Source organism: Pseudomonas sp. FEN, from assembly GCF_904067045.1.
Classification (GTDB): Bacteria; Pseudomonadota; Gammaproteobacteria; order Pseudomonadales; family Pseudomonadaceae; genus Aquipseudomonas.
Map to the genome: position 1 here is coordinate 159,947 of NZ_CAJFDC010000010.1, position 22,986 is coordinate 182,932.

17 protein-coding genes are annotated in these 22,986 nt (G+C 62.0%); 7 read left to right on the forward strand and 10 right to left on the reverse strand.

Annotated elements, in window-relative coordinates:
• Positions 1–375: 375 nt before the first annotated feature.
• Positions 376–2,196 (forward strand): autotransporter outer membrane beta-barrel domain-containing protein, encoded by a 1,821-nt coding sequence (locus tag PFEN_RS09475; protein ID WP_224770933.1) that lies wholly within the window; start codon positions 376–378, stop codon positions 2,194–2,196.
• Positions 2,197–2,272: 76 nt separating this feature from the next.
• Here PFEN_RS09475 and PFEN_RS09480 read toward each other — a convergent pair whose 3' ends face one another.
• The 3 genes from PFEN_RS09480 to acnA all read right to left on the reverse strand — a co-directional run bounded on the left by PFEN_RS09480 (position 2,273) and on the right by acnA (position 9,040).
• Complete coding sequence (locus tag PFEN_RS09480) at positions 2,273–4,156, reverse strand: hypothetical protein (RefSeq protein WP_224770934.1); 1,884 nt, start codon at positions 4,154–4,156, stop codon at positions 2,273–2,275.
• A 310-nt stretch (positions 4,157–4,466) separates the two neighbouring features.
• Positions 4,467–6,032, reverse strand: coding sequence for a methyl-accepting chemotaxis protein (locus PFEN_RS09485; protein WP_191486581.1), 1,566 nt, complete (start codon positions 6,030–6,032; stop codon positions 4,467–4,469).
• A 266-nt stretch (positions 6,033–6,298) separates the two neighbouring features.
• Positions 6,299–9,040, reverse strand: a complete 2,742-nt coding sequence (acnA, locus tag PFEN_RS09490) for an aconitate hydratase AcnA (RefSeq protein ID WP_191486582.1) — start codon at positions 9,038–9,040, stop codon at positions 6,299–6,301.
• Positions 9,041–9,202: 162 nt separating this feature from the next.
• Between acnA and rlmM the strand changes: the two genes are divergently transcribed.
• Positions 9,203–10,270 (forward strand): 23S rRNA (cytidine(2498)-2'-O)-methyltransferase RlmM, encoded by a 1,068-nt coding sequence (rlmM, locus tag PFEN_RS09495; protein ID WP_191486583.1) that lies wholly within the window; start codon positions 9,203–9,205, stop codon positions 10,268–10,270.
• Between the two features lie 26 nt (positions 10,271–10,296).
• Positions 10,297–10,548, forward strand: a complete 252-nt coding sequence (tusA, locus tag PFEN_RS09500; protein ID WP_191486584.1) for a sulfurtransferase TusA — start codon at positions 10,297–10,299, stop codon at positions 10,546–10,548.
• Positions 10,549–10,667: 119 nt separating this feature from the next.
• Here the strand turns inward: tusA and PFEN_RS09505 are convergent, their stop codons facing one another.
• The gene (locus PFEN_RS09505; RefSeq protein WP_191486585.1) at positions 10,668–12,080 is read right to left on the reverse strand and encodes an MATE family efflux transporter; all 1,413 of its coding nucleotides are present in this window, start codon (positions 12,078–12,080) and stop codon (positions 10,668–10,670) included.
• A 304-nt stretch (positions 12,081–12,384) separates the two neighbouring features.
• Between PFEN_RS09505 and pdxB the strand changes: the two genes are divergently transcribed.
• Positions 12,385–13,524, forward strand: a complete 1,140-nt coding sequence (gene pdxB, locus PFEN_RS09510; RefSeq protein WP_191486586.1) for a 4-phosphoerythronate dehydrogenase PdxB — start codon at positions 12,385–12,387, stop codon at positions 13,522–13,524.
• A gap of 166 nt (positions 13,525–13,690) precedes the next feature.
• Here pdxB and PFEN_RS09515 read toward each other — a convergent pair whose 3' ends face one another.
• Positions 13,691–13,864 (reverse strand): PA1571 family protein, encoded by a 174-nt coding sequence (locus tag PFEN_RS09515; protein ID WP_191486587.1) that lies wholly within the window; start codon positions 13,862–13,864, stop codon positions 13,691–13,693.
• 264 nt (positions 13,865–14,128) lie between these two features.
• On the opposite strand from PFEN_RS09515, the gene PFEN_RS09520 reads away from it, so the two are divergent.
• Positions 14,129–15,901: an ABC transporter transmembrane domain-containing protein gene (locus PFEN_RS09520; RefSeq protein ID WP_191486588.1), complete on the forward strand. Its 1,773-nt coding sequence runs from the start codon at positions 14,129–14,131 to the stop codon at positions 15,899–15,901.
• Positions 15,902–16,012: 111 nt separating this feature from the next.
• Here the strand turns inward: PFEN_RS09520 and PFEN_RS09525 are convergent, their stop codons facing one another.
• Both PFEN_RS09525 and PFEN_RS09530 read right to left on the reverse strand, forming a co-directional pair.
• A complete protein-coding gene (locus PFEN_RS09525; protein WP_191486589.1) occupies positions 16,013–16,294 on the reverse strand; it encodes a pyrimidine/purine nucleoside phosphorylase in 282 nt (93 codons plus the stop codon).
• Positions 16,295–16,401: 107 nt separating this feature from the next.
• Positions 16,402–16,944 (reverse strand): exonuclease domain-containing protein, encoded by a 543-nt coding sequence (locus PFEN_RS09530; RefSeq protein WP_191486590.1) that lies wholly within the window; start codon positions 16,942–16,944, stop codon positions 16,402–16,404.
• Positions 16,945–17,231: 287 nt separating this feature from the next.
• Here PFEN_RS09530 and PFEN_RS09535 point away from each other — a divergent pair, with 287 nt between their 5' ends.
• A complete protein-coding gene (locus PFEN_RS09535) occupies positions 17,232–18,209 on the forward strand; it encodes an IS5 family transposase (protein WP_191486049.1) in 978 nt (325 codons plus the stop codon).
• 186 nt (positions 18,210–18,395) lie between these two features.
• Positions 18,396–19,205, forward strand: coding sequence for a substrate-binding periplasmic protein (locus tag PFEN_RS09540; protein WP_191486591.1), 810 nt, complete (start codon positions 18,396–18,398; stop codon positions 19,203–19,205).
• 94 nt (positions 19,206–19,299) lie between these two features.
• On the opposite strand, the gene dsbG is transcribed toward PFEN_RS09540, so the two are convergent.
• Genes dsbG through dsbD form a run of 3 tightly spaced genes read right to left on the reverse strand, consistent with a single transcriptional unit; the run spans position 19,300 to position 22,669 of the window.
• A complete protein-coding gene (gene dsbG, locus PFEN_RS09545; RefSeq protein WP_191486592.1) occupies positions 19,300–20,079 on the reverse strand; it encodes a thiol:disulfide interchange protein DsbG in 780 nt (259 codons plus the stop codon).
• A complete protein-coding gene (locus tag PFEN_RS09550) occupies positions 20,055–20,924 on the reverse strand; it encodes a TlpA disulfide reductase family protein (RefSeq protein WP_191486593.1) in 870 nt (289 codons plus the stop codon). Before PFEN_RS09550 ends, dsbG begins: the two co-directional genes overlap by 25 nt.
• On the reverse strand, positions 20,924–22,669 hold the full coding sequence (gene dsbD / locus PFEN_RS09555; protein WP_191486594.1) for a protein-disulfide reductase DsbD: 1,746 nt from the start codon (positions 22,667–22,669) through the stop codon (positions 20,924–20,926). The genes PFEN_RS09550 and dsbD overlap by 1 nt, the downstream gene beginning before the upstream one ends.
• Positions 22,670–22,986: the final 317 nt, after the last annotated feature.

Below are 22,986 nucleotides of genomic sequence, written 5' to 3' on the forward strand. Positions count from 1 at the left end.
TCCTGTGGAGCGACGTTGGGCTTTCAGGTTCAAGCGGCGCAACTTGAGGAGCGCAGTGCAATAACCGGAACGGTGAACAACCGGATTGAAACCCTGAACGCTTCCAGTCCGGTAGAGTCCTGGACGGTGCTCAACCGTGGCGTATTGCAGATTTTCGACGGGGCGGTGACTGACTCGGTGACGGCCAGCGGCGGTTCCGTGGTCAATATCAATAATGGAACTGTAAATGGAATGCTGCGCTTGTCCGGCGACGCCAGCGCCTCTATCGTCAATGGGACAATTAACAATGCGACCGGTAGAGCACTGAGTATCGGCTCAACATCCAGCGGTGATGGAGGCTTGTTGACCTCGTCGGCGAGAGTTCAAGACAGTCTCGTGTCTGGTGTGGGAATTGGTGCGATCGTCGCGCCGCTCAGCGACCTCACGCTCAATCGCACCGTGGTGACGGCCACTGCCGGTGCGGGGAATGATGGCGAGGCGATTCGTCTGGCCGGCAGCACGCTGCATATGAGTAACGCTAGCCTGGGCCAGGGAGAGTCAGTCGGCCTGCATATCACCGGTGATACTACCGGCCCGGGCATGCCGGCGCCGGTCGGTTCCAGTACCTCCGTGGTGCTGGACCATTCAACGCTCGAAGGGCTGGCGGGGCCGGCTATCCGCATCGTCGACGCGGCCGTGGCGGATATCGCCGTGCAAAACGGCTCCGCGCTGCTGGCCGGCAACGGCAAGCTGCTGGATGTCACGGGGGCCAGCGAAGTCAATTTCACCGCCGACGGCAGCACTCTCTTCGGCGATCTGATTGCCGACGATAGCAGTACCCTGGATGTCACCCTGCAAAACGGCGCGCTACTGTCCGGCAACCTGGTCAATACCAACAGTGTGGCGATCCATAGTCGGGCGAACTGGACGCTGACCGGCGATGCCGAGGTCAAATCGCTGTCCCTGGACGGTGGCAGCGTGACCCTGGGTTCGACCGAGCAGTTCTACACCTTGTCCTTGGGCGAGCTGTCCGGCACCGGCATGTTCAATATGCATGTCAATCTGCTGGACAACACCGGCGACCGCTTGGACGTCAATGGCGAGGCCAACGGCAATTTCCTGCTGAATGTGCGGAACACCGGGCTTGAGCCCAACTCCCCCGAGATCACCCCGTTGCATGTGGTGCATACCGAAGGTGGCGACGCCCTGTTTGAGGTGGTCGGCGGCAGTGTCGACCTGGGCGTCTACTCCTATCAGCTGGAAAAACAGGGCGACGACTGGTTTATCGTTGGCACCGGCAAGACCATCAGCCCCTCGACCGAGGCGTCTCTGGCCTTGTTCAGCGTGGGGCCGACGATCTGGTACGGCGAGCTGGCCACCTTGCGCGGCCGCATGGGGGAAATACGCACCAGTGGTGAAGGTGGCGGCTGGATCCGCGGTTACGGCAACCAGTACAACGTCACCGCCGAAGCCGGATTCGGCTACAAGCAGCGCCAGAAAGGTTTGTCTTTCGGGGTCGATCTGCCCATACCGGTGAGCGATGGGCAACTGATGGTCGGGGTCATGGCCGGGCACAGCCGCTCCGACCTGAACCTGAGTCGCGGCACGTCCGCCACGGTGGACAGTTACTCTCTCGGCGCCTACGGCACCTGGCTGCGCGAGGACGGCTACTATATTGACGGCGTGCTCAAGCTGAACCGTTTCGACAACCAGGCCGATGTCTCGATGACCAACGGCACCCAGGCCAAGGGGGACTACGACAACTTCGCCTACGGCGGTTCGCTGGAGTTCGGCAAACACATCAAGCTGGGCAACGATGTCTTTGTCGAGCCTTATACCCAGTTGTCCTCGGTCCTGGTCAAAGGCGATAACTACCAACTGGATAACGGCCTGCGCGTGGATAACGGACGTACCGTCTCGGTGCTCGGCAAGGCCGGCGCGACCCTGGGGCGCAACCTTGAACTGCCTGACGGCGGGTTGTTGCAGCCGTATCTGCGGGTGGCCATGGCCCATGAGTTTTCCCGCAACGACAACACCGTGAAGGTCAATGACACGGCCTTCGATAACAGCCTGTTCGGCAGCCGTGGCGAATTGGCCGTGGGGGTCTCCGCCGCCTTGTCGAAGAACCTGCAACTGCACGCGGATTTCGACTACATGAAGGGCGAGCACATCGAGCAGCCCTGGGGTGTGAATGTCGGGTTGCGCTACGGCTTCTGACACCCGGAACCCCTTGATAACAGGCTTTGAGCAGAAACCCTCGAGGAAGAATCGTCGAGGGTTTTTGTGCTGGCGATCAGCGTGCCATGATGGGGGTTCGCGACGAGATATAGACATCGGCTGGCAATGAGGTGACCCGTCCCAGCTCGCTGATGACCTCGTAACGAGCACGACCGCGACCATGCTCGACGGCCATCAGGTGTGCCAGCGGTACGCGGAAGCGACAGCCATGGCGGATCTCGTTGTCGCTCACCAGCCGTTCGGTGGTGAACTGCGCTTCAACGATCTCGCTGCCTCCCGTCAGGGCATCGAAGCCAAAAAACCGCAAGACGACCCGGTCGCCGACCTTGATGTTGCGATACGGCGGCACGTGCACCACCGTGCCCTCCGGATCCTTGCGCGGGTCGACCACGTTCAGCACATTGGCGCCGCAGAAGGCTGGCTCCAGCAGTCCGGCCGAACCGCCTGGCAATTGCATCTGGAAGATCACGGCCACCGATTGCTTGGGGGAGTAGGAGATGTTCGGATTGCCCTCCCGGGTCACGGTGTAGTGGACGCAGACATCCACGCCGCAGCCCTGCTCGACAATCAGGCCGTTCGGTACGTTGATCACCAGATAGCAGCCGGCATCGACATCCTGCCGGGTAATCGGGCGCACCAGCGGCCGCGCCGATTTGCCCCAGAACAGATTGATCCGGTCACCGGCCTGGAACGCGTTGCGCCAGGCGATGACCGCGTCGGCGGACAGTTGCGCGTTGTCTTCGTCAAGGTAGTTGTCCAGGGGCCGGGCGTTCGGATTCTTGCCCTTGATCACTGGCGCGGCCAGTGCCTCGTTGACCAGCGTCTGCGGTGTCGGGTCCTGGGGGCCGGGCAAACGCAAAAAAACCTCGAGTTCCAGATCCGGGGAAACAAAGACCTCGCCATTGCGGCGCACCTGGTATTTCACTTTGCCCAGGCCATCGCCATGACGAGAGATCGCCAGGTACCGCACCATAACGTTCAGGAGCAACGGTTTGCCCAGTTCGTGTTCGCCAATGACACGCCTGGCCGCGGCCTGCTCGCCATTCCATAGCACGCGGATTTCGTCACCGACAGCGACGTGATCGTAGGCTGGGACCGCGATCTTCACGCCCACGCGGGCGTGGACATCATGAACCTGACCGTTTTCGATCAGCGGGGCGACGGGGGCCGGCAGGTTGGCCGGCAATTGCCGCAGCAGCAGTTTGAGCGTTACCGCTTGCGAACGAACCGAAGTATTGCCGGCGCGGTCGCGAACACTGTAACTGACGGCGAATTCACCGTTACCCAGTTGTTCGAGGAAAGTCCGCTCGACGGTGATCCGGACTTTGTCGCTACCGGGTTCATCGGGTTGTACCGTATGAGTGGGGCCGGAGTGTTCGCCCCAGTAGCTTTGAATGACATCGCCCCATTTCATGTCGAAATAACCGGGGACGCTTACAGTGAGTTGATTGCCTAGTTCGATCAGTTCGCGGTTGGTCAGGCCATCGAGAGCAACTGCCGGGACGATAGGGGCGGCGAGGAGTGTTCCGCCAGGTGCGCTGCGATCGATGACAATAAGGGTAATTTCAGAGTCGACCGACTCCTGGCTGATCGTGTCATAGGCTTTATATTGGAGTTCGTTTTTACCTTCGCCGGAAAGTTGTTCGCCAGGCAGAAACATGGTCAGTAGATCCCCTGTTTGATAGTTGGGCAGCGGGGTAGGTGAGCCCACCAGAGCGCCATTCCAGATCAATTGGCAGGTTTCTGTGGCTGTGACGTTGTTCCATAGGCGAATGGTAACGATCAGCGGTTTGTGCAGATCTTTCGCTTGCAACAGCCCGTCTTCTGGGGCCGCAACAGCAACGAAGGGGGCTTTCAGTAAAGTACGCTGGGTTTGACTTGTTAAATCCTTCATTTGGATATTCCTGCTATCTAATTGAGTGCTGTCAGGCGTTTCCACGGTCGGACGCGTTCCCGGTTATTGTGAGCGTTCTGCGTCGGTGCGTGGTTATCTGGCAAATAAGGCACGGAAATCTTCGATGGGTAGTAACCCGTTATGCGATAGAGTGCCAAGGCTTCAACGAATAGTAAGTGTGAAGTGTTGTCAAGAGTTTTGCGTGGGTGGGTTTTGTTTGCTGTTCTTGTGGGTTTTAAGTTTATCTATATAGGGAAAGTTCTTACTTTTAAAAAAGAAATGCTTGGTTTTGTGTAGGTAATAAAAAACCCGATGACTGTTGGTCATCGGGTTTTTGCTCTTGCGCAATTTCAAGTCAGCGGTTGAAGCGCTCCACCAACGAATACTGCGTATGCGCCGTGCGGGTCAACTCCTCGCTCAGGTGCGCCGAGTTGTGCGCTTGTTCCGAGGTCTGGTCGGCCAGTTGCGCAATGGTGCTGATATTGCGGCTGATCTCTTCGGCTACCGAGCTTTGCTCCTCGGTGGCGGCGGCGATCTGGGTGGTCATGTCGGTGATATTGGCCACCGCCTCGCTGATCCCCACCAGTGCCGCATCGGCTTCCATGACCCGGGCCACGCCTTCCTGGGCCTGGCGGTGGCCGGCGTCCATGGTTTGCACGGCGTTGCCGGCGGTCTGTTGCAGCTTGGCGATCAAGGCGTGGATCTGGCCGGTGGATTCGCTGGTGCGTTGCGCCAGTTGGCGCACTTCATCGGCGACCACGGCAAAGCCACGACCCATTTCCCCGGCGCGGGCCGCCTCAATGGCCGCGTTCAAGGCCAGCAGGTTGGTCTGGTCGGCAATGCCCTTGATCACATCGACCACGCCGCCAATCTCGTCGCTGTCCTTGGCCAGTTGCGTCACCGTGCTACCGGTTTCGCCAACCACCAGCGACAGGCGCTCGATGGCCTCGCGGGTTTCCCCGGCGATATCGCGACCGCGACTGGTCAGGCGATTGGCTTCCTGGGTGGCATCGGCCGTGCGCTGGACGTGGCTGGCCACCTCCTGGGTGGTGGCGGCCATCTGATTGACAGCGGTGGCCACCTGCTCGGTTTCCTGGCGCTGGCGATCCAGGCCGGTGGAGCTTTTCTGCGCCAGTTCGTCAGACTGCTTGGCCTGGCTGGTCAGGTGTTCGGCGGTGTCCTGCAAGCGGGTCAGACAGGTCTTCAGGCGTGCCTCCTGGCTGAGGATGGACATTTCCAGGCGGGCCTGGGCGCCACGACTGTCGGTGTACATCTGGGCGATCAGCGGGTCGGAGGTGGTTTGCTCGGCCAGGCGCAACAGGCGCTTGAGGCCACGTTGCTGCCAGCTCAGGCCCAGCAGTCCGAGTGGTACCGAGACCGCCGCGGCGAGGGCGAAACCCCAGTGGGAGTTGAGCCAGACACCGATCAGGAAGCTGACCTGGCTGACCAGGATGAACGGCAGCCAGTCCTGCAGCACCGGCAGCCACTTGTCGCGTCGCGGCACGGCCGACTTGCCCTGGTTGATGCGCTGGTACAACGCCTCGGCGCGGCGGATCTGCTCGGCGCTGGGCTTGACCCGCACCGACTCGTAGCCGATCACCTGGCTGCCGTCGAAAATCGGCGTCACATAAGCGTTGACCCAGTAATGGTCACCCGTCTTGCAGCGGTTCTTGACAATGCCCATCCATGGCAGGCCTTGTTTCAGAGTGTTCCACATATGCGCAAACACCGCCGCCGGCACGTCCGGGTGACGCACCAGGTTGTGTGGTGCGCGGATCAGTTCCTCGCGGGAAAATCCACTGATCTCGACGAAGGCGTCGTTGCAGTAGGTGATCACGCCTTTGGCGTCGGTAGTGGAAATCAACCGTTGCTGAGCAGGGAAGGTGCGTTCTCGTTGGGTTATGGGTTGGTTATTACGCATGGTTTCTCTATCCGCAAGGCTTTGACGGAATATCGGCTGGGTTCGGGAAATACTGAATATATTTTTCAACGCTGAGGGGCGAGTCGCATCTTGCTGTTGCAGGACTTGACCCCAGGCTGAGTTGCTTTCTCAAACAGTGACTGGAGCATAGTGCCTTATTATTCGGTCGTTGGGTTTAATTGGAACCCGGGTGCCACAATCTTGTCCCCCCATATTAAAGCACCGGCCGGGGCCGGTGCTGTATCAGACTATTTTCTTAGTGCCGTTCAAGAGGCGATCAATTGCCGCAAGACATAATGCAGAATCCCCCCGGCCTTGAAGTATTCCACTTCGTTCAAGGTATCGATCCGGCATAGCACCTCGAGTTTCTCCTGGCTGCCGTCTTCACGGGTCAGGGTCAGGCCGAGGTTCATCCGCGGTTGCAGGTCGGCGCCACTGAGGCCCTGGATACTCAGGGTCTCCCGGCCGGTCAACTGCAGGCTCTTGCGGTTCTGGTCGAGCTTGAACTGCAAGGGCAGCACGCCCATGCCCACCAGGTTGGAACGGTGGATACGCTCGAAGCTCTCGGCGATCACCGCCTTGACCCCCAACAGGTTGGTGCCCTTGGCGGCCCAGTCGCGGCTCGAACCGGTGCCGTATTCCTGGCCGGCAATCACCACCAGCGGCGTGCCTTCGGCCTGGTAGCGCATGGCCGCATCGTAGATCGGCAGCTTCTCCCCGGATGGCACATGGAGGGTATTGCCGCCTTCCTCGCCGCCGAGCATTTCATTGCGGATGCGGATATTGGCGAAAGTGCCACGCATCATCACTTCATGGTTGCCCCGACGTGAGCCGTAGGAGTTGAAGTCCCGGGGCTCCACGCCCTGTTCGCGCAGATAGCGTCCGGCGGGGCTGTCGGCCTTGATATTGCCGGCGGGGGAGATGTGGTCGGTGGTCACCGAATCCCCGAGCAGGGCCAGTATCCGCGCGCCCTGGATATCTTCGATCAACGGCGGCGGGCCGGCGATATCGTCGAAGAACGGTGGATGCTGGATATAGGTCGAGTCCTGTTGCCAGACATAGGTGGCCGCCTGCGGCACTTCAATCGCCTGCCACTGGGCGTCCCCGGCGAAGACTTCGGCGTACTCCTTGTGGAACATGGCGGTATCGACCTGAGCCACCGCGTCGGCGATTTCCTTTTGGCTGGGCCAGATATCCCGCAGGTACACCGGCTTGCCGTGCTGGTCCTCACCGAGCGGTTCGCGGCTGATATCGATCCGCACGCTACCGGCCAGGGCGTAGGCCACCACCAGCGGCGGTGAGGCCAGCCAGTTGGTCTTCACCAGCGGATGCACGCGGCCCTCGAAGTTGCGGTTACCGGACAACACCGAGGCGACGGTGAGATCCGACTGGGTAATGGCTTTTTCAATTGGCTCGGGCAAGGGGCCGGAGTTGCCGATGCAGGTGGTGCAACCATAGCCCACCAGGGCAAAGCCCAGTTCGTCGAGATAGCGGGTCAGGCCGGCGGCCTTGTAATAGTCGGTCACCACCTTGGAGCCGGGAGCCAGAGAACTCTTGACCCAGGGTTTGCGTTTCAGGCCTTTTTCCACGGCTTTCTTCGCCACCAGGCCGGCGGCCATCATCACGCTGGGGTTGGAGGTGTTGGTACAGGAGGTGATGGCGGCGATGACCACGGCACCGTTCTTCAGTCGGTAGGTCTGACCTTCGTAGCTGTAGTCGGCTTCGCCGAGCATATCGGCATTGCCCACCGCGACACCGCCGCCGCCTTCGCTTTCCAGGCGGCTTTCATCCTTGTGCGCCGGCTTGAATTGCACGGCCATGAAGTCGCTGAAAGCTTGCGCGACATCCGGCAGCGACACCCGGTCCTGCGGGCGCTTGGGCCCGGCCAGACTGGCTTCGACGCTGGCCATGTCAAGGCCCAGGCTGTCGCTGAAGGCCGGCTCATGGCCCGGCAGCCGCCACAGGCCTTGGGCCTTGCTGTAGGCTTCCACCAGTTGGACGGTTTCGTTCGGACGACCGGACAGGCGCAGATAGTCCAGTGTCACCTCGTCCACCGGGAAGAAACCGCAGGTGGCGCCGTATTCCGGGGCCATGTTGGCGATGGTCGCGCGGTCCGCCAGGGGCAGTTCGGCCAGGCCGTCGCCGTAGAACTCGACAAACTTGCCGACCACGCCTTTCTTGCGCAGCATCTGGGTCACCGTCAGCACCAGGTCGGTGGCGGTGATGCCTTCCTTGAGTTTGCCGGTGAGCTTGAAGCCGATCACTTCGGGAATCAGCATCGATACCGGCTGGCCGAGCATCGCCGCCTCCGCCTCGATGCCGCCGACGCCCCAGCCGAGCACGCCGAGACCGTTGATCATGGTGGTGTGGGAGTCGGTGCCGACCAGGGTATCGGGGAACGCATAGGTGCGGCCGTCTTCCTCCTTGGTCCAGACGGTACGGCCCAGATACTCAAGGTTGACCTGATGGCAGATCCCGGTGCCCGGTGGTACCACGCTGAAGTTGTCGAAGGCGCTCTGGCCCCAGCGCAGGAAGGCGTAGCGTTCGCCGTTGCGCTGCATTTCGATATCGACGTTCTGGCCGAAGGCTGCTGGCGTGGCGAATTTGTCGACCATCACCGAGTGGTCGATCACCAGGTCAACCGGGGAGAGCGGGTTGATCCGCTGCGGATCGCCGCCGGCCTTGGCCACGGCGGCGCGCATGGCGGCCAGGTCGACCACCGCCGGCACCCCGGTGAAGTCCTGCATCAGCACCCGGGCCGGGCGATACTGGATTTCCCGGTCGGAGCTGCGCGCCTTGAGCCAGGCGGCGAGGGCCTTGAGGTCGGCGCCGGTGACGGTCTTGCCGTCCTCCCAGCGCAACAGGTTTTCCAGCAGCACCTTGAGCGACATCGGCAACTTGTCCAGGTTGCCGAGGGACTTGGCGGCATCCGGGAGACTGAAATAGTGGTAGGTCTTGGTGCCTACCGCCAGGGTTCTAAGGGTTTTCAGGCTATCGAGGGAGGACATGAAATGACTCCTTGAGGCCCGCACGGCACGGGCCGGGTGGAACGAACAGAGCCTTAAACCTAGCTCCAATTGGGAAAACTGGCTAATTACTGGACTCTATGGGCAGGTCCAGGGTTCCGAACTCGGCTATGATGCGCCGGTTTTCGTGACAGGCTGAATCCAATGAACACCCTCTTTATGCATTGCCGACCTGGCTTCGAAGGTGAAGTCTGCTCGGAGATTTCCGAGCACGCCGCGCGCCTGGACGTCCCGGGCTACGCCAAGGCCAAGGCCAACAGCGCCTGCGCCGAATTCGTCTGCAGTGACGACGACGGTGCGAGCCGCCTGATGGCCGGGCTGCGCTTCGCCGAGCTGATCTTCCCCCGGCAATGGGCGCGGGGACGGTTTATCGACCTGCCGGAAACCGACCGTATCAGCGTGATCCTTGCTGAGCTGGCGGCCTGGCCGACGTTCGGCAGTCTCTGGCTGGAGGTGGTCGATACCAACGACGGCAAGGAACTGTCGAACTTCTGCAAGAAATTCGAAGGTCCGCTGCGCAAGGCCCTGATCCAGGCCGGCAAGCTGCTGGAGGATGGCCAGGGACCGCGCCTGCTGTTGACCTTCAAGAGCGGTCGAGAAGTGTTCCTCGGCCTGGCCGAGGCGGACAATTCGGCGATGTGGCCGATGGGCATTCCCCGGCTCAAATTCCCCAGGAGCGCCCCGAGCCGTTCGACCCTCAAGCTGGAAGAGGCCTGGCACCACTTCATTCCCCGCGACCAGTGGGATGACCGCCTGCACAGCGACATGACCGCTGTCGACCTCGGCGCCGCGCCTGGTGGCTGGACCTGGCAACTGGTCAACCGGGGCATGCTGGTGACCGCCATCGACAACGGCCCGATGGCCGAAAGCCTGATGGATACCGGCCTGGTCCAGCACTTGATGGCCGATGGCTTCACCTTCAAGCCGAAACAGCCGGTGGACTGGATGGTCTGCGATATCGTCGAGAAACCGGCGCGTAACGCCGCCTTGCTGGAAACCTGGATCGGCGAGGGGCATTGCCGCGAGGCGGTGGTCAACCTCAAGTTGCCGATGAAGCAGCGCTACGCCGAGGTCCGCCGCTTGCTGGATCGCATCGAAGAGGGCTTCAAGGCCCGCGGCATCCGGGTAGCGGTCGGTTGCAAGCAGCTGTACCACGACCGCGAGGAAGTGACTTGCCACTTGCGTCGACTGGATGTGAAAAAAGCTAGATAATGCCGGCCTGGTTTCAGGAGTGAAGAATGACCCAGTCCCACGACCCCGCCGTTGACGGCACCCTTGATGCCACCGGGCTCAATTGCCCGGAGCCGGTGATGATGTTGCACCAGCATATTCGCGACCTGCCGCCCGGAGGGCTGCTCAAGGTGATCGCCACCGATCCCTCGACCCGCCGTGATATTCCCAAGTTCTGCGTGTTCCTCGACCATGAACTGGTGGAGCAACGGGAAGAGGCCGGTACTTACCTGTACTGGATTCGCAAGAAGCTCGACTAGGAACGCGGAGCGCTTGTCGTGGGAGCGGAGCTTGCCCGCGAAGAACGATAACGCGGAGTTTCTGTAAAGTCGCGGCGTCCCCTTCGCGGGCCAGCTCCGCTCTCACAGATGCCCCGCTTCTACAGAGAGTGCGACTGATGCAGCCGGATCCGCCGGCGCGCACTGCGCACCAGGCGGATCGAGAGCATCACCGCCGCGCACGACAGCCCGACGATCAAGCCCTGCCACAGCCCGCTCGGCCCGCTCGGCGCCCCCAGCCAGTCGGTCAGGCCGAGAGCATAGCCCACCGGCAAGCCGATGCCCCAATAGGCGAACAGCGTCAGGATCATGGTCACCCGGGTGTCCTGATAGCCGCGCAAGGCCCCGGCCGCGGTGACCTGGATCACATCGGAAAACTGGAACAGCGCTGAATATATGATCAGCATGGTCGCCACCTGGATCACCACCGGATCATTGGTGTAGAGGGTCGCCAGATGCTCGCGAAACAGCAGCATCAGGCTGGCCGAGACACAGCCATAGACCATCGCCGTGGCAATCCCCACCCCTGCGGTGAAGCGCGCCGCGCGCGGCTGTTCGCGGCCCAGGGCCTGGCCGACCCGCACGGTGATGGCCATGCCCAGGGAGTAGGGGATCATGAACACCAGTGAACTGATATTCAGGGCAATCTGATGCCCGGCCACCACCGTGGCGCCGAGGCTGCCGATCAGCAGGGCGATGACCGAGAAAATGCTCGACTCGGCGAACACCGCAATGCCAATCGGTAGGCCAATGTTCAGCAGACGCTTGATCATTGCCCATTGCGGCCACTCGAAATGGCTGAATACCTGGCTGGGTCGGTACACCTTGGCCCAGCGTACCCAGCCGGCCATGCCGAACAGCATGCACCACATCACGATCGCGGTCGCCCAGCCGCAGCCCGGTCCACCCATGGCCGGCACGCCGAAATGCCCATAGATGAACACGTAGTTCAACGGAATATTCAGCGCCAGCCCGCACAGACCCAGGACCATGCTCGGGCGGGTACGGCCCATGCCGTCGCTGCAGCAGCGCAGCACGTGATAGAGCGCCACCGTCGGCAGGCCGCTGCCGATACCGCGCAGGTAGTCCATGCACGGGCCGATCAGCTCGGGGTCGACCTTCATCAGGTGCAGCACCGGTTCGGCATTGTAGAGGATCACACCCGCCGCCAGGCCCACCAGCAGCGCCAGCCACAGGGCCTGGCGCACCAGCGGGCCGATCTCGGCGGGGGTTCCGGCACCGTGGCGCTGGGCGACCTTGGGCGTGGTTGCCAGGAGGATGCCGGTCATCAGCAGGAACACCGGCACCCAGATCGAATTGCCCAGCGCCACCGCCGCCAGGTCCCGCGGTCCCACCCGGCCGGCCATCACCGCGTCGACGAAGCCCATGGCGGTATGCGCCAGTTGGGCAATGATGATCGGCAGGGCCAGGCCCAACAGGTTGCGCAATTCCAGGCGCACCCGGGCCGGGCGACTCAGAGGTGGAGTGGCGGATGTTGCAGTGGAGCTGTTCACCGATGAGGTATCCCGGTATGCCGCGAAAAACCGCGAATTCTACCTGTTGACGCAGTAGTCAGGAAATTTCCGCTTGTAGCTCATTTGTAAGGGGGTGGATCTAACATAGGCGCGAGCTGGCTCCGGGCGGCGTTCCGAGGATGGCCGTCAACGATGAGACGGGGCCGCTGGAAACACGGCGCTCCTGCGCTGATCATAGGCAGCCGAGTGTCGACCGGTTGCTCCGAAGGCACCGCGGCCCGACGCTTGACTGGCTCTCGGACGCCGCTGCGCCTACACTGCGCCCTCGCCAAAGGAGCCTGCCATGCTGATTGTTGCCGATGAAAATATCCCCCTGATCGATGCCTTCTTCGCCGGTTTCGGCGAGATCCGCCGCTTGCCGGGGCGCGGTATCGACCGGGCGGCGGTGGCCGAGGCGGATGTGTTGCTGGTGCGCTCGGTGACCCAGGTCAGCCGGGAGCTGCTGGAAGGCAGCGCGGTGCGCTTCGTCGGCACCTGCACCATTGGCACCGACCACCTGGACCTGGACTATTTCGAGCAGGCCGGCATTCACTGGGCCAGCGCCCCCGGCTGCAATGCGCGAGGGGTGGTCGACTATGTGCTGGGCAGCTTGTTGACCTTGGCGGAAATCGAAGGGGCCGACCTTGCCACACGCACCTATGGGGTGATTGGCGCGGGTGAAGTCGGCAGCCGGCTGATCAAGGTCCTGCGTGGCTTGGGTTGGCGCGTCCTGGTCTGCGATCCGCCGCGTCAGGCGTCAGGCGCCGACTATGTCAGCCTGGAGCGGATCATCGAGCAGTGTGATGTGATCAGTTTGCACACGCCCTTGACCCGCACGGGGCCCCAAGCCACCTGGCATCTGCTGGATCGCCAGCGACTGGAGCAACTCAAACCGGGTGCCTGGCTGATCAATGCCGCGCGCGGCCCGGTGGTGGATAACGCCGCCCTGCGTGAAGTGCTGCTGGCCCGTGAAGACCTGCAAGCGGTGCTGGATGTCTGGGAGGCCGAACCGGAGGTGGATGTCGCCCTGGCCGAGTTGTGTGTGCTGGGTTCACCGCATATCGCCGGTTACAGCCTCGATGGCAAGCAACGTGGGACCGCGCAGGTCTACCAGGCATTCTGCGCCTTCCTCGGACAGACCGCCGAGGTCCGTCTCGATGAGCTGTTACCCGAACCCTGGTTGGCGCAGGTCACCCTCAATGCCGGCAGCGACCCGGCCTGGGCGCTGGCGATGCTCTGTCGCGGTGTCTACGACCCGCGGCGTGACGATGCGGATTTTCGCCGCAGCCTGAGCGGCAGCGTCGCCGAGCAGAAAGTGGCGTTCGACCAATTGCGCAAGAACTACCCCGAACGCCGGGAAATCGAAGGCTTGCCGGTGAAGATCAACGGCGACGACCCGGCACTGCGCGAGCTGGTCCTGGCCTTGGGCGCCGTGCTGCTGTAGATGGAACATCGCCGCTCTTTGTGTGGCGCTTGCCGGCGTGAGGCCCTGGAGTCTTGTGGCGCCCATCCAGATGCCATCGCCAGCAAGCTGGCGCCCACAGGTTGGCCAATGTCGGCAGGGATAAAAAACCCGGCAGCAGGGCCGGGTCAAGGAAGAGTTCGGGCTGTCAGTCTTGCTTGGCAGGCTTGACCAATCGTTGTTCCAGTTCGCGGCAAGCGTCCTGGATCATTTCTTCAGTGATTGGCACCTCGCGACCCTGGGCGTCGATAATCGCGCAGCCCAATTTCTGGGGGCAGGGACGAATCACTGGAATCTGGTTGCTGCTGTTTTGCAAGTCCATGGCCTGTCTCCTCGCTCAGGTTTCGTCATCAGTTTCAGTCAAAGATTATATTCGCCGCATGACCAGCCTGTTACAACGCGCTGCAAACCAGCTGGCAGCACCAGTGCAACAGAAACCGTTCGTCACCGCCAGAGAGGCTTTAGATCAATGCTCTCTAGGGATTAGCATGCACGGTCATAATTAAACCGATTGATTGCGTTTTGCATAAGTTCCCTCCCTGTTCGGTGTAGGCTCTGTCTTCATCGTCTAACGGACTCATCGCCCATGCTCTCTGCACGCCATCGCCGCGCAATTCGCCTGGCCAGTCGTTTTGTCGCCCCTTATCGCTGGCAGGCGGCCGGTGCCCTGGTCGCGCTGATTGTCACCGCCGGCATTACCTTGTCCATGGGCCAGGGTATCCGCCTGTTGGTGGACAAGGGCTTGATGACTCAGTCGCCGCAGTTGCTCAACCAGTCCATTGGCCTGTTCATGCTGTTGGTCCTGGGTCTGGCGGTGGGCACCTTCGCGCGCTTCTACCTGGTGTCCTGGATCGGTGAGCGGGTGGTCGCCGATATTCGTCGGCAGGTGTTCAACCACCTGATCTACCTGCACCCCGGGTTCTACGAGAACAACCGCAGTTCGGAGATCCAGTCGCGGCTGACCGCCGACACCACGCTGTTGCAATCGGTGATCGGCTCGTCGCTCTCGCTGTTCCTGCGCAATGCGCTGATGGTCATTGGCGGGGTGGTGCTGCTGTTCATCACCAACCCCAAGCTAACCAGCATCGTGGTCGTCGCCCTGCCGCTGGTGCTGGCGCCGATCCTGATCTTCGGACGGCGGGTGCGTGGCCTGTCGCGCCTGAGCCAGGACCGTATCGCCGATGTCGGCAGCTACGTCAGCGAAACCCTCGGTCAGATCAAGACCGTGCAGGCCTACAACCACCAGTCCCAGGACGAAAAACGCTTCGCCGAGACCGTCGAACAGGCTTTCTTGACGGCCCGCAAGCGTATCGTGCAACGCGCCTGGCTGATTACCCTGGTGATCGTGCTGGTGTTGGGCGCGGTGGCGGTCATGCTCTGGGTCGGCGGCATGGATGTGATGGCCGGGAAGATTTCCGGCGGTGAACTGGCGGCCTTCGTGTTCTACAGCCTGATCGTCGGCGGCGCCTTCGGTACCCTCAGCGAGGTGATCGGTGAGTTGCAGCGGGCCGCGGGGGCGGGGGAGCGCATTGGCGAACTGTTGCAATCGAGCAATGAGATTACCGCGCCGGTTGGTGGCGGCGTGAAGTTGGCCGAGCGGGTCAGTGGCAACCTGGTGCTGGAGAATCTGCGTTTCAGCTACCCCTCGCGCCCGGACAGCCATGCCATCGACGGCCTGAACCTGACGGTCAGGGCCGGAGAGACCCTGGCCCTGGTGGGACCGTCGGGAGCGGGAAAATCCACCGTGTTCGACCTGTTGCTGCGCTTCTATGATCCGCAACAGGGCCGGCTGCTGCTCGACGGCCAACCCCTGACCGAACTGGATCCGCAGGAGCTGCGTCGTTGCTTTGCGCTGGTCTCGCAAAGCCCGGCGCTGTTTTTCGGCAGTGTCGAGGACAATATCCGCTACGGCAAGCCGAGCGCCACTGACGCCCAGGTCCGGGACGCGGCGCGTATCGCCTACGCCGATGAGTTCATCGAGCAAATGCCCGATGGCTACCGCACGCATCTGGGGGACGGCGGCCTGGGGCTGTCCGGCGGGCAACGACAACGCCTGGCGATTGCCCGGGCGTTGCTGGTGGATGCGCCGATCCTACTGCTGGACGAGGCCACCAGCGCCCTCGATGCGCAGAGCGAACACCTGATCCAGGCGGCCCTGCCGAGCCTGATGCAAGGCCGCACCACCCTGGTGATCGCCCACCGCCTAGCCACGGTACAGAATGCCGACCGTATTGCGGTGATGGATCAGGGCAAGCTGGTGGCGATTGGCACCCACGCCGAGTTGATCGCGAGCAACCCGCTCTATGCCCGGCTGGCGGCGCTGCAGTTCAATGCGCGGGAGCCTGTGGTGCAAGCGTGATGTGCTTGAACTTACGGGTTCGGGCATTAGACGGCCTTCGCCAGCAAGCCGGCGACAACGGCGCGCGCGCGTCCTTGACTGCCGGGCATCCTGACAGTCAGCGTTGCGAACTCAGCGGTATTCGCACAGGTAAGCGGTGTCCACGGCGACCTTCAGCTGGAACTTGCTGTTGGCCGGAACGTTGAACTGGCTGCCGGTTTCGAAGGTTTCCCAGGTATTGCTGTCGGGCAGCTTGACGGTCAGGCTACCCGCGACCACGTGCATGATCTCGCGTTGGGCGGTGCCGAACTCGTATTCGCCAGCGGCCATGACGCCGATGGTGGCGGCACCTTCGGCTTGTGCGAAGGCAATCGACTTGACGGTGCCGTCGAAGTACTCGTTGACTTTAAACATGGGCGATTCCTCGAAATGAGCTGAAAAAAAGGGGTCGGCCAGTATGCCCAAATTCCTGTGGGCGCGGCAAACCCGGATGGCAGGATGCTGCCACCCCTGGCCGGGCATTACAGGGGCAGGCTCAATGGCAACAGGCGCGCGGTATTGCGTGCATCCTCCAGCGCCCGGTGCTGCTGGCCATTGAATTGCAGTCCGGCCAGTTGCAGGGCGCCGTTCAGGCCCAGCGGTCGCTCCAGGCGCCGCGCCTTGGCGAAGCGCTGCTTGAGGTTGATATGCGGCACCAGGCCCAGGGCGCTGGACACGCCGAGTTGCCGCCAGTCCTGCTCCAACTGCCGACGGTCGTAGTCGCCCCAGCTGGCCCAGCCTTCCAGGCGCTCCCGATGTTGGCCCAGCCAGCGCTCGAACAGCGGCCAGACCTCGCCCAGTGGCGCGGCACTGTCGATCTGGGCCTGGCTGATATGGGTCAGTTCGCGGCAGAAGAGGGTCAGCAACGGTCGGCGCAGGGGCCTGACAAAGCGCTGGAAGTGGTCCAGCTCCCGGCCTTCACGGTTGACCAGGGTGGCGCCGATTTCGATGATCTCCATCTCCGCCAGCGGCCAGCCCCCATCATCCGTCGTGGCTTCCAGATCAATCACCAGCCAGTGGGGCATCGCAAGCTCCGAATACAGCATCCTAGTCGGACTCAAGCGTAGCCAAAGGCGCTTGATCCGCCTAGCGGCTTATTCGACTTCCAGCAGGATCGGGCAGTCTGCCCCTGGATCGGTTGGCTGAGGAGGCGTTGCTTCTGATTCTCAAAAATGACTGATGGAGCTGTGCAAGTCATTAATTAACGGGCGAAAAGTTGTTTAAATCAATAAAAACGCCTAGGGAAACTCTGAAAAACACTTCCAAATTTGGTGAAATACCCGTCTCGTCCACACTGAACGGTTGAGCCCCGATGAAACAGATGTCCTTTGCCGATGCTGAGTATGCCGGTAAACGCAAACAGACCCGGCGTGAGCGCTTCCTGATTGAGATGGATCAGGTCGTACCCTGGAAGGGCCTGATTGCCTTGATCGAACCGCATTATCCAAAAGGTGAAGGCGGCCGTCCGGCGTACCCGCTGATGGCGATGTTGCGGGTTCATCTAATGCAGAACTGGTTCGGCTACAGCGACCCGGCGATGGAAGAAGCGCTCTACGAAACGACGATCTTGCGCCAGTTTTCAGGACTTCACCTGGACCGGATTCCCGATGAAACGACGATTCTCAACTTCCGTCGGCTGCTGGAAAAACATGAGTTGGCCAGTGGGATCTTGCAGGTCATCAACGGTTATCTGGGTGATCGTGGCCTGATGCTGCGCCAAGGCACGGTGGTCGATGCCACGATTATTCACGCGCCGAGTTCGACCAAGAACAAAGAGGGCAAGCGCGACCCTGAGATGCATCAGGCGAAGAAAGGAAACCAGTATTTCTTTGGGATGAAAGCGCACATTGGCGTCGATGCCGACTCCGGCCTGGTCCATAGCCTGGTGGGCACGGCGGCGAATGTGGCGGATGTCACGCAGGTCGATCAGTTGCTGCAGGGTGAGGAAACGTACGTCTGTGGCGATTCGGGTTACACCGGTGTGCAGAAGCGTCCTGAGCACCAGGGACGCCAGATGTATTGGTCGATTGCCGCCCGGCCCAGCACGTTTAAGAAACACGGCAAGAAGAGCCTGATCACACAAGTGTATCGAAGAATAGAACGTGCGAAGGCTCAGATACGGGCCAAGGTCGAGCATCCGTTTCGAGTCATCAAACGCCAGTTCGGCCATACGAAAGTACGTTATCGCGGGTTGGCGAAAAACACAGCACAACTGACCACACTGTTTGCCTTATCGAATCTGTGGATGGTGCGAAAACGGTTGATGAATGCGGGAGAGGTGCGTCTGTAATGCGGACCGTACGCCTTGAAACAGTACGATCAGAGGTAAGAACCGTGAGTTAAAGACAGGAAGGGTCTGCTGCTCGACCGACTCAGAATTTTTTGAGCCTCAGCCAATGAGGGCATCAGAAATCGGTGGGTATTTCAGACCTTCCCTAGTTTGGAGGCCACGAGTTTTTTCCTGAGGTGTGTGCCTTTGAACGTCCTGCCTGTGCGCACGGTTTCCCGGATCCTGTTGTCGGCGCTCGCCGTGCTGGTGGTCTTGCCGGTTTCCGCGGCCCAACTGGTTCGGATCGGCGCCGCGCATTTCCCGCCCTATACCATCCGTCCCGAGCAGGGTGCCGATACCGGCTTGTTGCCGCAATTGGCCGATGCGCTGAACAAGTTGCAGAGCGACTACCAGTTCACCCTGGTGCCGACGTCGATTCCGCGGCGCTTCGGCGACCTCCAGCAGGGGCGTACCGATATGGCGATCTTCGAGAATCCGGCCTGGGGCTGGCAGGGGATCCCGCACACCGCGGTCGATATGGGCCTGGAGGATGCCGAGGTGTTTGTCACCGGGCGTGAGCCAGGTCGCGACGAAAGCTATTTCGCCGATCTCAAGGGCAAGCGCCTGGCACTGTTCAGCGGTTACCACTACGAGTTCGCCAACTTCAACGCGGATCCCAAGTTCCTGGCCGATACCTATAACGCCACCCTGACCTATTCCCATGACGCCAACCTGCTGATGGTGCTGCGTGGGCGTGCCGATATCGCCCTGGTGACCCGTTCCTACCTGTTCGATTACCTGATCCGCAACCCGGATGTGGCCAAGGAACTGCTGATTTCCGAGCGGATCGATCAGGTCTATCACCACTATGCGATCCTGCGCCCGCAAGCGCCGATCAGTGGCGAGGCGTTTGGCAAGCTGTTGCAACGCCTGCACGATAGTGGCGAGTTGCTGAAGATCTTCCAGCCTTACCGCATCAAGGTGATGCCGGCGGCCAATGTGGTGGCGGGTCAGTAGCCAGCCAATGGGAGCGTCGACTGGCGCTCCCACGGATACACTGTTTCAGCGCAAAAAATAGCCTCGGGCCCCGCGCCTGTCAGCTGCGCGCAAGTCATTTCGGCCCGAGAATTTTCACCAGCTTGTCCGGGCTCGGTGCTCCCTGTTGCTGTTGCAGGTCACCGTTCTCATCGAGATAGAAAATCGCCGGCGTGGCCGACAGCTCCAGGTCTTCCATCAACTTCATATTGGCATCGAGTTTGGCCTGGATCGGTGCCGGGATCTTGTCCAGCGGCTTGAGCGAGCTGCCCTTGCCGGCCTTTTCATGATCATGCAGGGCGCTTTGTGGATCCTTGGCGCTCAACAGCGCGGCGGACTTGGCCGCGCTGTCCGCGCGGATGATACCGACCATGATGTGCCGTAGTTGCACCTTGCCGGACTCGACCCATGGGCGCGCCTGTTCCCAGAACATGTTGCAGTACGGGCAGTTCGGGTCGCTGAACAGATAAACGATACGTGGTGCATCGGCCTTGCCATCGGCGATCCAATTGCTTTTTTCCATCTGCCCCCAGACCTGCTTGGCCATCGGCGCATACACCAGCTTCTGCAATGGGGCCTGGCTCAGGTCCTGGCCGTCGGCGTCATACAGGTTGCCGGCGATCACGTGCTTGCCATCCGGCGTGAGGTATAGCGCCATGCCCCGGTTCTGGTACTGGGCGGCATAGCCGCGCAGGCCATCCGGCGCGTCGAAGCTGCCGATGATCTTGGCGCCCTTGGCTTCGATGCTCTTGATCGGCGCGGGCAGTTCTTCGGCCTGCAATGCAGGCGCTTGGAGCAGCACCGCGCCCAGCGCGGCGCTCAGGCTCAGGTTCAGCAGGTGGCGGTTGAAGGGCATAGCGGTTTCCTTGCAGGGGCCGGTGCGGCCGAGGTGGGTTTGGGCGGACCGAAGTTTTCCAGGGCCCGGGCCAGGCTGGCCTCGGACAATTCACCCAGGTGAGTGCCGAGCAGGCGACCGTCGGCGCTGTACAACAGGGTCGTGGGCAGGGCCATGGAGCCGACGCTCTGGGCCAGTTGGCCGGTACCGTCGAACAGTACGTTGTTCAGGTTCAGGCCCTGGGTCATGAGGAAGGTGCTGACGCTCTGCATGCTTTCGGCCTGGTTGACGAACAGGAAGGTCACGTCCTGGCGTTCGTGCTGGGCCTTTTGCAGCACTGGCATTTCCCGGCGGCACGGCGGGCACCAGGTGGCCCAGAGGTTGATCACCAGCGGGCCGCCCTGGTAGCTGCTCAACTGCACCGATTGGCCCTGGGCATTGCGCAGGGTCAGTTCCGGCAGGCGCGTGCCTTGTTCATAGAGGGTGCTCGACAGGGTGGTCAGCAACCAGAATGCCAGGCCGCTGCCCAGGCCAAAGCCCAGTGGCCGGCGCAGCGCCGGGCGTCGCCAGCAGAACAGCGCGCTGCCCAGCAGCAGCGCCAGCAGCCCCGCCCAGGGCAGGAAGCCGCCATCGCGGATATCGAGCATCTGCAACGGGTCATCGCGAAAGTACGCCCAATAGGCAATGACGAAGCTGATCCGCGCCACCAGCAGGCCGAGCATGAACAAGCCGAACAGCACCGACTCCGGGTTTTCACCGCTCCTTTTGGCCACCCGCCAGCCCACCAGCGTCGCCAGGGCGAGGGCCAGCAGCAGTAACAAGTGGTTGATCGACAGGGCGAAGGTCCCGAGGGTCAGGGTGAGCATCAAAGAGCGTCCCGTGTACTGTTCCAGTTCTGGAGAAAAACCTTGGCGTCGACCTCGCCAGTGATGCGGCTGGCCCGACGTTCCTGGCCGTCGGGCGCGATCCACAGCAGGGTCGGCGGCCCCGGTACCTGATAGCGGCCCAGCAGCTCGCGGCTGGCGGCATTGTCGTCGGTCACGTCCAGGCGCACCAGTCGTACGTCGCGCAGGGCCGCCTGGACGTCGGCCCGGGAGAAGACCTGCTGCTCCATGATCTTGCACGACACGCACCAGTCGGCGTAGTAATCCACCAGCAGCCATTGGCCCTGAGCCCGGGCCGCGTCCAGCTCGCGCTGCAAGGCGGCCGGGTCGTTGACGGTGACGAAGGGCGCATGGGCCGCTGCATTACCATTGGTGGCAGTCGTGCCGGTATACACATGCAACGGTCGCCACAGCTCGGTACTGCCGCCCGCCGCACCGACCACCAACAGCGTCCCCCAGAGGCCGAGCAGGGCGCCGGCGCAGCCGCTCAGCAAGGCGCCGTGCCCCGGCTGGCGGGACTGTTGCCAGGCGCAACCGGCAATGATCAGCAACAAGGCGCCCCACAGGCCGATCCACAACGACTCGCTCACCAGCGGACGGATCATCAGCACGGCGGTGCCAAGGAACAGGAAGCCGAACACCGCCTTGACCCGGTCCATCCAGGCCCCTGGTTTGGGCAGGAAACGGTTGCCCACGGTCACCAGCAGCAACAGCGGCAAGCCCATGCCGATGCCCATGGTGAACAGCACCAGGCCGCCTTCGACGATATTGCCGCTCTTGGCGATGTAGAGCAGGGCACCGGCCAGGGGCGCGGTCATGCACGGGCCGACCAGCAGGCCGGAGAGCGCGCCGAGCACCCCGGCACCCACCAGGCTGCCGCCGCGCTGGCGACTGCCGGCCTGTTCCAGGCGATCGCGCAGGGCCGCCGGCAATTGCAGTTCGAAGAAGCCGAACATCGGCAGGGCCAGCACCACGAACAGCGCGGCGAAGCTGCCCAGCAGCCAGGGTTGTTGCAGCAAGGCCTGCAAGTTGCCGCCGAGCAGGGCCGCGAGCATGCCCAGCGCGGCATACACCAGCGCCATGCAGATCACATAGCTGCCGGCCAGGGCAAAACCGCGCCGCGCATTGGCGCCGCTACCGACCACCAAGCCGGCGAGGATCGGCAGCATCGGCAACATGCAAGGGGTGAAGGCCAGTAGCAGGCCGAGGCCGAAGAAGGCCAGCAGGCTCCACCCCAGGGCATTGTGTTGCAGACTGGCGGCCAGGGATTGATCCTGTGCCTGTACCGGGCCTGGAAGCGTGGACACGCGGCTGTTGTCGCCCAGCTTGACGGCCTGGCTTTGTGGCGGGTAGCACAGGCCGGCGTCGGCGCAGCCTTGCCAGCCGACAGTGAGCGGACCGCTGGCACCCGCCGGGATCAGCAGTTCAAGCTCGCCGCGATGGACCTGCTGGTCGCCGAAGAACTCGTCGCTGTGCTGCTCGCCCTCGGGCAGTTCGGGTTGCTGGGCGGGGGGCAGGCCATCGAACTTCAGGCGTTTCTGATAGAGGTAGTAGCCGTCGGCGATCTGCCAGGACAGCCGGGTTTGCCCGGACGGCAGGGTTTCGCTGCTGAAGGCGAACGCCTGGCCGACGGGTAGGAAGTCCGGCTTTTTCACCGCGAATGGATCGTTGCCGGCCTGGACGAGGCCGGCGAAAAGGACAAAGACAAAGGTCAACAACCAACGCATAAAAAAACCTTAAAAACCGTAGCGAGTCGAGCTAGCCTGCAAGCAGGCGATTAACCGATCATTAACCCGATCCCATCCCTGGTTATATGCGGCCCCTGTCGGAGCCAGCTTGCTCGCGAAAGGGCCCTTGAGGCTGCTAAAAGCTTGGCGGCGGTGCGGCGATCCGGTCAGTACCCACATCAGTTCGGTGGCGCTTTCAATCTCGTGCTCGAGCTCGGGGCCAGCCTGGTTACCAGCGCCCGCGACGATTAACTACTCTGGATACATTGGCGGCATAATCGTCGCTTAATCCACTTGCGTTTCAATCGGCACATTTG